Raw genomic sequence first — 14,058 nt, forward strand, 5'->3', positions numbered from 1 at the left:
CATCTCGTTTCCTAGGTGAACGACTGGTTTGCCAGCGCGTACATATGGGCTGAGCCCTCGGAGACAGGCCGCTGCCCCTTGACCATGGCGGTCGCCGAGCTGACCTGCTGGAGGCCGAGGCTCTCGAGCCAATCGCCCAAACCATCTTCGGCATAGATATCGATGCGAACGAATTGATCATGAAGCTTGGAAAGCTGCGCCAAGATCAAAAGCCGCGCATCCTGGTCACTCTCGGCCGCACAGGGGCCGATGACATAGCCACGGCCGAACCTCCTGCTGATGGCGTAGCCGGCAATCCGCCCGTCGCGTTCGACTACGACGACCTTGCCCACATCGGCGAGTGCCGCGACCATCGATGGTCGCGGCATGCCCGTGGCCCGTTCATCCAATGCCTGGATAGCGGCGAGGTCGGAGATCGTCGCCTGACGCACACCGTCACCGCCCTCCCGCGTCACCGCAGTGGTCAGCAGGCCTTGGTGCTGGAGCACCGTGCCCCAGGCAGTGAAGCCGCGACGCTTGTAAAGCGCGAGCCCTTCTTCGGTGGACGTGAGCAGCACGTTGCGACCCTGCGCCGCCTCAAGCAATCCATCAAACAGCCGCGAACCGTTGCCCCCGCCTTGCGCAGGGCCAGTGACGATGATCATGCCGAGGGCGGCAAAAGCCTTGCCGTAAATCCACGACATGGCGGTGCCAATCACCTGCCCTGCCTGCTCGAGAACCAGCCCCCTGCCGACAGTGGCGGCGAATTCCCAATCCTCAAGGCGATAGGGCCATCCCATCTCCTGCGACAGCTTCAGCGCGCCCGGCAAATGACGGGTTTCCAATTTCATCAGCTCCATCGGGTTGCTGACGGTGTCTGTGTCATGCTCAATGGCCATAAGTGTAACGCTGTCATTTTATCCAGAATTGAAGTCGCACCTTAGAGTCGCGTCTGGCGGACAGATTTCGATGCTGTTTTGCCCTTTCAATTCAGCGGGATTGTTCGTTTTAAGCAGTTCCTCGGCATCTCAAATTGCGCAAATCAGGCGAGGACTATCTAGCACCTGGAATCGCTAGCTCGTGGTTGCCCCGCGATCGGCCGACATCCGCACCGTTCGCAATGGGTGTGATCTCACGCTCTGCAATGACATAGCCGCAATGCTCCCCAGCGATGGAAGCCTGATGCTCATGGGTTTTGGATGATCTACATCAGCGAAGAAGAGTCAGCCGCCCTTGTCACGCATGAACTTGCCTTCGAGGCGGCGCGGGAGGCTCTCGTGGCAGCAGCATCGAGGCAGAGCTGGGTCTTTCCTGCTGTGATCGGGCGCACAAAGGAGGCGAACAATACCTTCTCTATCAAATCCGGGTCGTCAAACGACCTGACCGGAGTGAAAATCGGCTCCTTCTGGTCGGGCAACCCCGCACGTGGCCTTCCCCGCCACAACTCCACCATCGTGCTGCTCGATCACAATACAGGACGGCTCCGCGCCGTAATCGAGGCCGGAAAGGTGAACGCCTACAGGACGGCCGCAGCCGACGCGGTTGCAGCTGATCTTCTTGCGCGCAAGCAGGCCAAGGTTCTGGCGATATTCGGCGCCGGCAACCAGGCGGGCTTCGAAGTGAAGGCGCTGGCACGCATTCGCGCAATCGAAAGCGTGTTGGTGGTGGCCCCGCCTTCGCTGCGGCGCGACGCTTTTGTCGATCAGATCGGCGAATGGGGCCTGCAGGCGCGTGCTGCCTTGCCCGAAGAAGCCGTGCGTGCGGCCGACATCGTGGTCACGGCGACACCCTCACGCGAACCGCTATTCGATGCCGCTTGGGTGGGACCCGGAACCCATATCGTCAGCATGGGGTCGGATGCTCCAGGCAAGCGCGAATTGCCGAGCGAACTATTTCCCAACGCACATCTGTTTTGTGATCTGCTTTCCCAGTCCGTTCAGATCGGCGAGTTCCAACACGTGCGCGACGAGATCGACGCCGGCGTGCTTACAGTAACACCAATCGGCGACGTCATTGCCAAGCGTGTGTCCGGGCGCCTCTCCGATACCGAAATCACTGTCTTCGACAGCTCCGGTATCTCCCTCCAGGACCTCTACATGGCTGACGTGCTGATCCGCGCCAAGACGCCCGACCGCTGATCAGCTTCGCACCGAGAAGTCCCCGCCTCGATGGTGCGGCTGCACTGGAACAAAGAGCCATACGACAGAGCTCCGCGGCCCCGTACGAGCGCAACCACACACGGCAGCCCTGAGTGGGAAATCCTCAGGAATCGGAAAACGCGTTGCCCCGGAAGTTCATGCCGTAGATCGCGCCTCTCGAGACTAGTCCTGACCGCCGCCTACCAGTCCATCACCACCTTGCCCGAACTGCCACTGCGCATCGCATCAAACCCCGTCTGAAAATCATCGATCCCGATGCGGTGCGTGATCAGGCCGCTGACATCCAGCGGGCCTTGCACCAAGGCGATCATCTTGTACCAGGTCTCGAACATCTCGCGGCCGTAGATGCCCTTGAGATGCAGCATCTTGAAGATGACTTCGTTCCAGTCGATCTCGAAGCCAGTCGGCGCGATGCCCAGAATGGCGATCTTGCCGCCATTGTTCATGGTGTCGATCATGTCGCGGAAGGCGGGGGCTGCGCCCGACATTTCGAGGCCGACATCAAAACCCTCGGTCATGCCGAGTGCCGGCATGACATCGCGCAGCTTTTCCTTGGACGCGTCGACGACATGCTGGACGCCGAGCTTTTTCGCCAGCGCCAGCCGCACCGGATTGATGTCGGTGATGACGACTTTTCGCGCGCCGACGCATTGGGCGACGAGCGCGCCCATGATGCCGATCGGCCCGGCACCGGTCACCAGCACATCCTCGCCGACCAGATCGAAGGAGAGTGCGGTGTGCACGGCATTGCCCAACGGATCGAAGATGGCGGCGATCTCGTCCGGCACATCATCGGGGATCGGCACGACATTGTGCTGCGGGATAGCCAGATACTCACCGAAGGCGCCCGGACGATTGACGCCGACGCCGAGCGTGTTGCGGCACAGATGCCCTCGCCCGGCGCGACAGTTGCGGCAATGACCGCAGACGATGTGGCCTTCGCCCGACACGCGCTGGCCGAGCTTGTATTCGGTGACCGCTGCGCCGAAATCGGCAACGGTGCCGACGAATTCATGGCCCGTCACCATCGGCACCGGCACCGTCTTTTGCGCCCACTGGTCCCAATTGTAGATATGCACGTCGGTGCCGCAGATCGCCGTCTTCTTGATCTTGATCAGCACGTCGTTAGGGCCGATTTCCGGCACCGGCACCTCTTCCATCCAGATGCCCGGTTCGGCCTTGGCTTTGACGAGTGCGCGCATCATGTTGGACATCAGCCAATCACTCCGAGTTCGAGGCCGACCTCACCGAACGCTGCAACTGCCCGGTCGATATCGGCTGCCGAATGGGCCGCCGACATCTGCGTCCTGATCCGGGCCTGGCCCTTGGGCACGACCGGGAAGGAAAAGCCGATCACATAGATGCCGCGCTCAAGCAGCATGTCGGCCATCTGCGAAGCCAGCGCAGCATCGCCGATCATCACCGGAATGATCGGGTGGTCAGCTCCGGCCAATGTGAAGCCGAGCTTTTCCATCCCGGAGCGGAAGCGCTGCGCGTTCTCGTAGAGACGTTCACGCAGCCCGTCGCCCCTCTCGATGATGTCGAACACCTTGAGGGACGCTGCCGCGATCGCTGGCATCAGTGTGTTGGAGAAGAGGTAAGGCCGTGAGCGCTGGCGCAGCCAGTCAACCACCGGCCTGCTCGCCGCCGTATAGCCACCCGAGGCACCCCCCAGCGCCTTGCCCAGCGTACCCGTGATGATGTCCACCCTGCCCTCGACGCCGCAATATTCCGGCGTGCCACGGCCATGCTCACCGACGAAGCCGACAGCGTGGCTGTCGTCCACCATCACCATTGCATCATATTTTTCCGCGAGGTCGCAGACGCCCGCCAAATTCGCGATGATGCCGTCCATCGAGAAGACGCCGTCGGTGGCGATGAGCTTGAAGCGGCTGCCTTCAGCCTTTTTCAGTTCTTCCTCGAGGCTCTCCATGTTGTTGTTGGTGTAGCGGAAGCGTTTCGCTTTGGAGAGCCGCACGCCGTCGATGATCGAGGCATGGTTGAGCGCGTCGGAGATGATCGCATCCTCTTCCGAAAGCAGCGTCTCGAACAGGCCGCCATTGGCGTCGAAGCAGGAACCATAGAGGATCGTGTCTTCCATGCCGAGGAAGCTCGATATCTTTGCCTCGAGCTGCTTGTGTTCCTCTTGTGTGCCGCAGATGAATCGCACCGACGCCATGCCATAGCCGTATCGGTCGAGCGCGGCCTTCGCCGCCTCACGCAGCTCTTCGCTGTCGGCGAGGCCGAGATAGTTGTTGGCACAGAAATTGAGCAGCTTGCGGCCGCCAACCTCGATCTCGGACGACTGGGACGAGGTGATGACGCGCTCGCGTTTGTACAGGCCCTCCGTCTCGATCTGCGAAAGCAGCTCGCGAACGTGGTCGTTGAGAGACGGTGCCATCCTGCCTTCGCTTCCACTGATGATCTTCGCAGCCTTGCTCATACGATTTCTCCCCTGTGCACGCATAACATACGCTCGAAGTAGCTTGGATCGTGCGCTTTGAGGATTGCAGCCTCCCGAGGCTGGTACAGATCCCACAGACGCGATAGCCAAAAGCGAAATGCTCCAGCGCGTTGCATCGCGGGAAGCAATATGCGTTCGGCTGGTGCAAGCGCTCGAACGGACCCATAAGCGCCTAAGAAAGCGGCTGCTCGCTCACTGTCTTGGCGGCCGGTGCAGTCATCGACACACCAGTCGTTGAGGCACACAGCAATATCGAAAAGGAAGGCGTCGCATCCGGCGAAGTAGAAATCAAAGACGCCGGTTAGCTGACCACCATCAAACAACGCGTTGTCACGAAAGAGATCAGCGTGCACCGGCCCCTTGGGGAGTTGCTCGTACGTTGAGGACACGGCAATTTGGTTCTGAAAAGTGAGCTCGCTGGCGAGCAGCGACCGTTTTCCATCGGACACGTATCGGCCGACCACCGGCACCACCTCGTTCCACCACTCGAGACCTCGCGGATTGACCTGGTGTCGTGGGTAATCGGTCCCGGCCACGTGTATTCGCGCCAGGATCTCCCCGATAGAGCGACAATGTGACACTGTCGGTGCTGTCACGCTTTCGCCAGGAAGCCTGTTGACGACCACAGCAGGCCGGCCTTTCAGCGAGTGAAGGATTTCGGCACTCGCGTTGGCAACCGGATTCGGGACCGGCATTCGCCGCGCCGCAAGGTGTTTTATGAGATGAAGGTAGAAAGGCAATTGTTCGAATGTGAGGCGCTCAAACAAGGTGAGCACATACTCTCCGGTTTCGGTATCTACGAAGTAGTTCGTGTTCTCAATTCCGATCGTGATGCCCCGAACAGAACGCGGCCAGCCCAGACCCAGCGCCCCAAAGAGCGCTGCGACTTCGTCGACTGATAGCTCCGTATATACAGCCATGGCGGAAATAGCGGTCTCCGATTGTTCAAACAGTTCTTCAGTGGGCCGCAGCCTGCAAAATTTCGGCGACGTGGGTCTTTACCGTCTGTGTATCGGCGGGAAGGACCTTAAATCGTCTCGGCAAGTCTTCTATTCCATCGAACCGTTTTGGACGACTTGGCTCGTGGCCCAAAGCCTCCCTGATGGTCTCCGCGAATTTGACCGGCAGGGCCGTCTCGAGCACGATCATCGGCATCTCCGGAACGGAGTGCCTGCGTGCGACCGTGATGCCGTCAGCTGTGTGTGGGTCGACCAGCGCGTTGAAGCGGCGCCACGTGTCACGGATCGTCTCCAACCGGTCGGCGTGCGTGCTCTTGCCGCTGCAGAAGCCAAAACGAGCGGCCACCTGCGCGAAGGCGGAATCGCCACTGAGATCGAACGATCCTCGTCCCCTGAGTTGGTTGTCGAACATTAATTTCGTCCGGCCCGCATCGCGACCGAGCAGTTCAAAGACGAAACGCTCAAGATTGGAGGCCTTGGAAATGTCCATCGATGGGCTTGATGTTTCATACGTGTCCGCGCGGCCCCGCAAGCGATACACGCCGGTGCGGAAAAACTCATCGAGCACATCGTTCTCGTTGGTTGCAACGACGAGACGGGATATGGGAAGCCCCATCATGCGCGCAACGTGACCAGCACAGATGTTTCCGAAGTTCCCCGAAGGAACGGTGAAGTCGACCTCTGATGTGTTCCCCGCGTTGACGTGGAAGTAGGCGGAGAAGTAGTAGACAACCTGAGCCACCAGCCTGGCCCAGTTGATCGAATTGACGGCGCCTATCCGGTGGCGCCTCTTGAAGTCAACATCGCCGGACACGGCTTTCACGATGTCCTGGCAATCGTCAAAGACCCCTTCGATGGCGATGTTATGGATATTCTCGTCCTGCAGGCTGAACATCTGAGCTTGCTGAAAGGTGCTCATGCGTCCGTGCGGCGACATCATGAAGACCCGCACCCCCTTCTTGCCGCGCATGGCATATTCCGCCGCGCTGCCCGTGTCGCCACTGGTCGCCCCGAGGATGTTCAGTTCCTCACCCCGCCGCGCCAGTTCATACTCTAGGAGATTGCCAAGCAACTGCATCGCCATGTCCTTGAACGCCAGCGTGGGGCCGTTGGACAGTTCCGCCACGTGGAGACACGTTTCAAGCGCGCGCACCGGCACGATCCTGGTCGTCCCGAAAACCTTGGGCGTATAGGTCTTCGCGCAGATGGTCTTAAGATCGGCGGGCGGAATATCGTCGATGTAGAGCGACAGGATCTCGAAGGCGAGGTCCGGATAGGACAGCCTCCGCCACCGATCCAGCATGGCGTCATCCACGAGCGGGTACGTCTCGGGCACATAGAGCCCGCCATCCGGCGCCAGACCTTCAAGCAGTATCTCGCAAAACTTCCTGCGTTGGGGGTGGCCTCGCGTCGAGATGTAGTGCATGTGATGCTCCTCCTTGTCGGCGCGCTCGTTCAGCCGGGGCCGCAGCGCTGCATGGTCAATGGGCCGCCCAGCTTCAGCCGTCAGCGTCTGGCCTGCCACCATGCGATCTTGTCCTGCAGGCCATAGCGGCGATTGTTGGTGGGCGTCAGGCCTGACTTCCGGCTGATCTTCAGATAGCGGCGATGTCCAGCTTCGAGCCGTCGACCAGACGCGACAGGCGGAGCGGTGTAGGATCGACGCAAGGCGTGTCGTTTACGACAAGCTGTGCGGCCAGATAACCAAGCCCCGGGCCCAAACCGAAGCCGTGGCCCGAGCAGCCCGCCGCGAGGACGAGGCCTTTTACCCCGTCCACCTGCGACACCACGGGCACTGCGTCCGGCGTGCAATCGACGAAGCCGCCCCAGGCACTATCGATCTCTATATCGCCGAGTTGGGGGAAGGTCTTCCGGACACTCTCCACCACTTGGCTTACCAGCCATTTTAAGGGTGGAGGGTCCAGCACCCGATTCTGTTCGAAGATCCGATCGTCGTTGGTCAGCAGCGCCGGCATTGAATCCGGCCCCGAAAGGAACGATTGGCCGATGCCGAGCCTGACGTTCTTTAGGCGACGCAAGAATTGCGGCATGAATTCCCGGCTATACCGGATAGCCTGGGGCGTGATTTCGAGGTTCGCCTTGCCACTGATCGCAAGCGTATAGCTGCCGTCCAGTCGGCGCGTGATCGTGCAGTAGGGTGTGGAGATCGCCTCGCCTATGTTGATTGTGGGGGTGGAACGCAGCGCGGTCTGCCGGATGCTTGCTTGGGGGAAACTGATCCCGAGCGGCCTAAGGAAGCGCGAGGACCAGGCGCCAGCGGCGCACAGCACCGCGCTGGTTCTGATATAGCCCTTCTCCGTGTGCACGCCCGCAATCTTGCCATTGGCCAAGTCGAGCGCCCGCGCGGCGCATTCCTGGTGGATGGTGGCGCCCAGAGCTCTGGCCCCCTCGGCGATAGCCGGCGCGGCGAGCGCAGGTTCGGCCTTGCCATCCCGGCCCGAATAGGTCCCGCCGACCCATTTGTCGCGCGCTTCGGGGACGCGCTCGGCCACCTCCGCCCGGCTCAGCATGCGGGTGTCGACCTCGTACTCCCTGGCGACCTCGCGCCACCTTTCCCAACCGGCGAGCACAGCCTCGTCGTGAGTCGCAGAGACCAGACCGCAGCGGCGAAATCCAAGATCGCGATTGATATCGCGCGTCAGCTCGTCCCATAGTCGCATGGAGATCACCGAGAGCGCCAGTTCGCGCCGATCGCGGTTCTGCTGGCGGCACCAACCCCAGTTTCGGCTCGATTGTTCACAGGCGACGTGGCCCTTCTCGAGCAGAGCCACAGAGAGGCCACGCTTCGCCAGGAAATAGGCGGCCGTAGAGCCGAGTATGCCGCCGCCGACGATGACGACGTCGACTTCGGCCGGGAGACGCTCATCGCTGTGAATACGTTCGACTCGGGGCGACATGTTCCAACCAACCTCGGCTGCCAAGAATGCGGAAGCAAAGTTCCGATCAGCCCTTCATCGCATCGTGCGCTCGAAAGAATGTGCCGAAATCATCTAGGACTTCGCCAGATGTGCGGGTTTTTGATCCCTTGGTCGATACGAACTGCTCAAGCCCGACCGAGTCCCAGTTCGGCGCAGGGCGGCGTATGGAAAGTAACCGATCGGATAGCTCCTGAACTTCTTCTCGCCGGCCGGTCGCCTTCGACATTGTCCAAGCGGCTGACGCAGTGACGTTGCAGGCAGCGGTGCAATGACGAGGTCTCAGATGCGAGATCGTCGGCTGCAACGCATAGAGGCAGTCACCCAGCGGCAGTAGCGTATAGCGTCGAAAAGCGACGATGACGGCCTCTTCCTCGACCGTGAGCACGTCGACCGAACCTCCGTCGGCCCAGTCGGTAGATCGAGAACACAGATCCGACTCTGCAACTTCGCGACGGTCTTCTGGTTGATCCCATAGCGCTTCGCCAGCGCCCTCAAGCTCCGCGGTGCCTCCATCTGGGCCGCAGCGACGAATGGTCAAAAGGCCGTCACCGTCGGCGATCAGCGGCTGGCGCGCCAGAAGGCGATACGGTCCTGCAACCGATAGCCCTGGATAATCGCCGGCATGAACCACGGATTGCCGCGATAGAGCGGGATGGCGGAAGGCGGTCGAAAGTCGAACGCCGTGCGCGACTGCTCGCCATGCCCCATCAGCTTGTGGGCCGCACGCATACCGATCCATGGCGCCCAGACCACGCCCGAGCCGCAGAAGCCGGTGGCATAGACCATACCATCCTTCTCGAAGACGCGGGGCAGCATGTCGCGGTTCATCGCTACGTTGCCAAACCAGCAATGCGAAAGGCGCACGTTCTCCAACTCCGGGAAGAGGTTCACCAGGCCCTTGCGCAGGAGAAGTTTCGGGGCAATCGGATCGCCGACACGAGAACTGTCGCGCCCCCCCAGCAGAATGCGTTTTCCGTCAGGCGAGGGACGATAATAGAAACCGAGTTGCCGGCTCTCGGTGATCGTCATCAGCTTCGGCATCAGTCGTGCCATGACATCGGGCGCTAATTCCTCGGTCACGATGATCCGGCTGCGGACCGGAACCAGCCGGCGGCGCAAGAAGGGTGCGGCGCCGTCGGTATAACCGTTGGTACAGACCAGAACCTGCCGCGCATCCACCGTCCCAGCGGAAGTCACCACGCGAAAGCCCGAACCATTCCTCTCGATCGACTTGACCGCCGTGTGCGAATGAACCGTCAATCCGGATGCGAGCGCCACCCGCAGGAGTTCAGCGTGGAACTTTGCGGGGTGCAGCCCGCCAATGTCCGTCCGAACGGTTCCGCCGCGGTAGAAATCGGTGCCGATATAGTTCCGCTGCTCGGCATGCGGAACGGCGTAAGACTCGATCCCCAGTTTCTTCGCCAGCCTCTCGGCGCCGCGCGCCATCTTCTCATACTGTTCATAGCCGAAAGCGCCTTTGAACTGGCCGACCAGGCGGAAGTCGCAGTCGAGCCCTTCGGTCTTGATGAAGTCGTAGAGGAATTCGCGCGCGATCTTGCCCTCGGCCTCGATCGCCATGGCCTTCTCTTCACCGAAACGCCTGCTGATTGTGGCAGCATCCGGCCGGATGCTCCCGCTCGTAATCCCGCCATTGCGCGTGGAAGCACCCTCACCCGGATGCATCGCATCGAAAGCGGCAACCGAGCGCCCCTCGCGCGCCAGCGCAAGCCCGGCCGAAAGCCCGGCATAGCCGGCGCCGACAATCACCGCGTCGAGCTTCTTTGCCAGCGGCTGCCGCGGCAGCGGCATGACGGGCGCCGCTTCCCACCAGTAGGGCGTGTTCTTTTCGGCGATTTCGGGCTCTTGCACGTGACTGACTTCTCTTGGTGTTCCGGGGTTTAGGAATGTATCGCTCGCGGCACTTCAAATATGGTCATCTCGCACGTCCAGCGCGTCACGCAGTCCGTCGCCGATGAAATTGAAACTGGTCACCGCGATGGTGATGGCAGCTCCGGGAATGATTGCCAGCCATGGTGCGCTGCCCAGATATTGCTGGGCGCCATTGAGCATGTTGCCCCAGCTCGGTAGTGGCGGCTGGATCCCGTAGCCGAGGAAGCTGATATAGGCCTCCATGAGAATGGCGCGCGCAACCGTCAAGGTCGAAGCAACGATAATTGGACCGATGGCGTTGGGAAGGATCTCCCGAAACATGATATGTGTGCCGCTCAGCCCCAGCATTCGCCCGGCCTGGACGAATTCGCGCTCGCGAAGAGAGCGGACCTCGGCCTCCACAATTCGGGCTACTTCCATCCAACTGGTCGCAGCGATGACGACGGTAATCATTATCGGGCTGGGTTTCAGGGCTGCGGCAAGGGCCAGCACAAGGAAGATAGACGGGAAGGCCAGAAAGCCATCTACCATGCGCATCAGCGAGGCTCCTATCCAGCCGCCGCGGTATCCAGCAATTACCCCGACGAGCGTGCCCACTAGCGTCGACAACAGCATGGCGAAGAAGCCCACCAGCAACGAGATTCGTCCCGCCATCAAGAGCCTTGCCGCCAGGTCGCGGCCGAGCGGATCAGTGCCCAGAAAGTGGTGGCCCGTAAGCGGAGGAGCAAAGCGGGCCCGCAGATCGATATACAGTGAGTCATAAGGCAGGAGATGGGGGCCGACGACGCAAGCGAGACACAGAAAGACGATCATCGCCAAGCCGAGCAGCGCCAGGCGATGCCGCATGAAACGAAGCGCCGCGCGGTTGTTTGTCCAGCGGCTTGGAGCTGCATTTGTATTTGCCGTGAGGGCGGTCATATCGGCTGTCTCCTGTCGGGAAAGTTGCGCGCTCAAGCCAGACGAATGCGCGGGTCGATAATAGCGACGACAATGTCGGCGATCAGGTTTCCAAGCAGAACGAGGATAGCCGAGAACATCAGCAGCCCCATAACAACCGGATAGTCGCTGTAACCAAGGCTATCGAGGAACAAACGTCCCATTCCTGGCCAGGTAAAGACAGTTTCGGTCACCAGCGCACCGGTCAGGACGCTGGGAAGCTGCATCCCCGCCAGGGTAATCATCGGCAAAAGGGCGTTGCCGACGACATGCTTCATCAAAATCCGGCGTTCACTCAACCCCTTGGCCCGAGCCGTCTTGACGAAGTCCTGGCTGATGGCGTCGAGAGTAGCCGTCCGCATGTAGCGGCTCCAGATAGCGACATGGACCAGCGACAGCACGATACTTGGCAAGATCAAATGATGGAGATAGCCCAGGATCGAACTATCGCCGATCTCGGACATATTGCCCGCGGGCAGCCAGCCTAACTTCAAGGTAAAAATGTAGATGCCGACGAGGCCGAACCAGAAGGTAGGTACCGACAATGCAACCATGGCACCGACAGTTGCGAGATAGTCGAATAACGAGTAGCGGCGCGTGGCGCCCCGAATTCCAATCCAGGCGCCAAGAGAGATCGCAATCGCGGTTGAGGATCCCATCAGCAGCAGCGTCGCCAAGAGATGGCTGCCAATGATCTGCAATACCGGCGCTCCGTCGCGGAAGGAGTGACCCCAGTCGCCCTGCACCAGCCGCCAAGCCCAGTCCAGATATTGGATCCATATGGGTCGATCGAGGCCCAGCAGCCCCTTGAGGCGCTCGATATCCTGCTGGGTCATTCCGGGATCGAGTCCGAATTGCGCCAGCGGGCCGCCGGGAAGGAGGTTCAGAATCCCGAAGCCGATGATCGAAACGATCACAAGCAGTATCAGGCTCTGCGAAAGGCGATTGAGCAGGAAGCCGCGCATTCGAGTCCTCCGTTGTGGGTTGGCGACTTAGTCTGTTGCCGCCGCCGCAGTGCAATCCGGCGGCGGCAATAGGATGGATCAGGCCTTCCAGCGCCAGTCTGCGGCATGCCACGACGCGGTGCGCGTGTTGGCATTGGGCTTGAAACCGTCCAACCCTGCCTTGCGTCCGAGCACGTTTGTGATCGCTAACAGCGGCAGGAAGGGCAGATCATGGCGCACCACTTCCTGTACGTGATTATAGATCCCGCGCCGCTCTTCCTGATCGAAGCTGCGAGCACCCTTTTCAAGCAAGGCATCGACTTCGGGGTTGGAATATTGTCCGGTGTTCGAACCGTGTCCGCCTTGAGCGGCGATTGCCTTCGTATGGAGGCGGTTTGTGGCGTCGGGGTCCGCGGCAATCAGATAGGTGACGCCCACCATGGCGGTATCGAACTGCGACTTCAGCCAGAATTCGCCCCACATGACTGCAGCCGGCAAGTTCGAGATCGTCATCTCGACGCCGATCTCGGCAAACGTCTGCTGCAAGAACTGCTGCGTCTGCTCGCGCAGGTTGTTGCCTGATGTTGTCGAATTCGCAAAGGACAGTCGCACTCCATCCTTGGCGCGGATTCCATCTGGGCCTGGCGCCCAGCCGGCCTCATCCAGAATCTGGCGCGCGCGGTCCAGATTGAATTCCTGCGCGGGCAGGTTCGGATTGTAGTAATAGGACTCCTTCGGCATGAACGTCTCGGTGGGAGTGCCCACGCCGTAGTAAATCGTGTCGACGATCGCTTTCCTGTCCATGGCGGCGTAGAGCGCCTGGCGCACTGCCAGATCCTTGAACTGCGGGCGCCCCAGATTGAGGTATATCGACTCCACGGATGCGCCGGTCTCCAGTGTCACCACGCGGTCTGGCAATTCGCGGGCTTCAGCATAATGGTCGGCCGTAATGTACGATTGATCGACCAGGTCGACGTCACCGCTCTTGAACTGCGTATAGAGCACCGTCATATCGGGAATGTATTTGAAGATGAGCTGCTCGATATACGGACCCTCGCCGGCATACTCCGGGTTGGCGACGAGCTCGATATGGTCGCCCGCTACCCGCTGGCTCCACTTGAACGCGCCGGTGCCGATCGGCGCCTGGTTGAAAGCCGCTGTATTCGGATCGACATCTTTCCCCAGAATGTGCTTGGGCACCATGAAGGTTTCGGCCAGGAACGACAGATAGGGCGCAAAAGCCTCCTTCATCCGCCAAGTGATCTCGGTGGGCGAAACCACCGTGATGTCCTGTACGAGCGAATGGCCGCTTGTACGCCAGGCGCGAAACTTCGGGTTCGTGATGAGCTCCAGGGTGAATTTCACGTCCTCGGCCGTGAAGGGCTCACCGTCGTGCCAACGGACATTGTCACGCAACCGGATGCGCCAGTTGAGGCCGTCCTCCGAAATGCCGCCGTTTTTCTGGCTTGGCACCTCGGCTGCGAGATTCGGCTGGAGGACGCCTTCAGCATCCATCCTGACCAACGCATCGAAAACCGAGAAATGGACCGCGTCATCGACTTCGATATGCGCCATCAACGGATTGAAGACCGTTGGCTCTTGTGAAAGACCGACGACGACGCGACCGGCCGGACCCGCGGCAGGGGTCTTGGCGAAAGCCGACTTGCCCAGCAGATTGGGCGCGATCAAGCCTGCAGCTCCACCTAGCGCCATCAGTCGCAGCGCCTGGCGCCTCGAATAGTTGGATGTAGTCGTTGAATTTTTGGTCATCGTAGTTCCTCTCTTGTT

General features: G+C 60.5%; 11 protein-coding genes and 1 pseudogene. 1 reads left to right on the plus strand and 11 read right to left on the minus strand.

Features of this window, described 5'->3' with window-relative positions; all coding sequences use genetic code 11:
* Positions 1-11: 11 nt before the first annotated feature.
* The gene (locus A9K65_RS20840) at positions 12-839 is read right to left on the minus strand and encodes a GNAT family N-acetyltransferase (protein ID WP_348629572.1); all 828 of its coding nucleotides are present in this window, start codon (positions 837-839) and stop codon (positions 12-14) included.
* A 339-nt stretch (positions 840-1,178) separates the two neighbouring features.
* On the opposite strand from A9K65_RS20840, the gene A9K65_RS20845 reads away from it, so the two are divergent.
* On the plus strand, positions 1,179-2,117 hold the full coding sequence (locus tag A9K65_RS20845) for an ornithine cyclodeaminase family protein (protein WP_064993166.1): 939 nt from the start codon (positions 1,179-1,181) through the stop codon (positions 2,115-2,117).
* Between the two features lie 200 nt (positions 2,118-2,317).
* Here A9K65_RS20845 and tdh read toward each other — a convergent pair whose 3' ends face one another.
* The 10 genes and pseudogenes from tdh to A9K65_RS20895 all read right to left on the minus strand — a co-directional run bounded on the left by tdh (position 2,318) and on the right by A9K65_RS20895 (position 14,040).
* On the minus strand, positions 2,318-3,352 hold the full coding sequence (gene tdh / locus A9K65_RS20850) for an L-threonine 3-dehydrogenase (RefSeq protein ID WP_086081328.1): 1,035 nt from the start codon (positions 3,350-3,352) through the stop codon (positions 2,318-2,320).
* A complete protein-coding gene (locus A9K65_RS20855) occupies positions 3,352-4,539 on the minus strand; it encodes a glycine C-acetyltransferase (RefSeq protein WP_064994352.1) in 1,188 nt (395 codons plus the stop codon). The genes tdh and A9K65_RS20855 overlap by 1 nt, the downstream gene beginning before the upstream one ends.
* A gap of 38 nt (positions 4,540-4,577) precedes the next feature.
* Positions 4,578-5,522 carry a homoserine kinase gene (locus A9K65_RS20860; protein WP_064994342.1) on the minus strand — a complete coding sequence of 315 codons (945 nt, stop codon included), beginning with the start codon at positions 5,520-5,522 and terminating at the stop codon, positions 4,578-4,580.
* Between the two features lie 37 nt (positions 5,523-5,559).
* On the minus strand, positions 5,560-7,089 hold the full coding sequence (gene thrC / locus A9K65_RS20865) for a threonine synthase (RefSeq protein WP_245321849.1): 1,530 nt from the start codon (positions 7,087-7,089) through the stop codon (positions 5,560-5,562).
* Between the two features lie 67 nt (positions 7,090-7,156).
* Positions 7,157-8,479, minus strand: a complete 1,323-nt coding sequence (locus A9K65_RS20870) for an FAD-binding oxidoreductase (RefSeq protein ID WP_064994341.1) — start codon at positions 8,477-8,479, stop codon at positions 7,157-7,159.
* A 189-nt stretch (positions 8,480-8,668) separates the two neighbouring features.
* Positions 8,669-8,998: pseudogene (locus tag A9K65_RS20875) on the minus strand (IS481 family transposase); the annotation flags it as partial.
* A 60-nt stretch (positions 8,999-9,058) separates the two neighbouring features.
* Complete coding sequence (locus tag A9K65_RS20880; protein WP_064994340.1) at positions 9,059-10,369, minus strand: FAD-binding oxidoreductase; 1,311 nt, start codon at positions 10,367-10,369, stop codon at positions 9,059-9,061.
* A gap of 54 nt (positions 10,370-10,423) precedes the next feature.
* A complete protein-coding gene (locus A9K65_RS20885) occupies positions 10,424-11,308 on the minus strand; it encodes an ABC transporter permease (protein ID WP_064994339.1) in 885 nt (294 codons plus the stop codon).
* Positions 11,309-11,340: 32 nt separating this feature from the next.
* Positions 11,341-12,291, minus strand: coding sequence for an ABC transporter permease (locus A9K65_RS20890; protein ID WP_064994338.1), 951 nt, complete (start codon positions 12,289-12,291; stop codon positions 11,341-11,343).
* A 78-nt stretch (positions 12,292-12,369) separates the two neighbouring features.
* Complete coding sequence (locus A9K65_RS20895) at positions 12,370-14,040, minus strand: peptide ABC transporter substrate-binding protein (RefSeq protein WP_064994337.1); 1,671 nt, start codon at positions 14,038-14,040, stop codon at positions 12,370-12,372.
* Between the last annotated feature and the right edge of the window lie 18 nt (positions 14,041-14,058).

The sequence above is a fragment of the Mesorhizobium sp. WSM1497 genome (genome assembly GCF_001672455.2).
In the GTDB taxonomy this organism is placed as follows: domain Bacteria; phylum Pseudomonadota; class Alphaproteobacteria; order Rhizobiales; family Rhizobiaceae; genus Mesorhizobium; species Mesorhizobium ciceri.

Coding starts and splice junctions, on each gene's coding strand:
- tdh (WP_086081328.1), bottom strand. CDS start 3,352: ATGTCCAACATGATGCGCGCACTCGTCAAAGCCAAGGCCGAACCGGGC.
- A9K65_RS20885 (WP_064994339.1), bottom strand. CDS start 11,308: ATGACCGCCCTCACGGCAAATACAAATGCAGCTCCAAGCCGCTGGACA.
- A9K65_RS20855 (WP_064994352.1), bottom strand. CDS start 4,539: ATGGCACCGTCTCTCAACGACCACGTTCGCGAGCTGCTTTCGCAGATC.
- thrC (WP_245321849.1), bottom strand. CDS start 7,089: ATGGTGGCAGGCCAGACGCTGACGGCTGAAGCTGGGCGGCCCATTGAC.
- A9K65_RS20860 (WP_064994342.1), bottom strand. CDS start 5,522: ATGGCTGTATATACGGAGCTATCAGTCGACGAAGTCGCAGCGCTCTTT.
- A9K65_RS20890 (WP_064994338.1), bottom strand. CDS start 12,291: ATGCGCGGCTTCCTGCTCAATCGCCTTTCGCAGAGCCTGATACTGCTT.
- A9K65_RS20845 (WP_064993166.1), top strand. CDS start 1,179: ATGATCTACATCAGCGAAGAAGAGTCAGCCGCCCTTGTCACGCATGAA.
- A9K65_RS20895 (WP_064994337.1), bottom strand. CDS start 14,040: ATGACCAAAAATTCAACGACTACATCCAACTATTCGAGGCGCCAGGCG.
- A9K65_RS20870 (WP_064994341.1), bottom strand. CDS start 8,479: ATGTCGCCCCGAGTCGAACGTATTCACAGCGATGAGCGTCTCCCGGCC.
- A9K65_RS20840 (WP_348629572.1), bottom strand. CDS start 839: ATGGAGCTGATGAAATTGGAAACCCGTCATTTGCCGGGCGCGCTGAAG.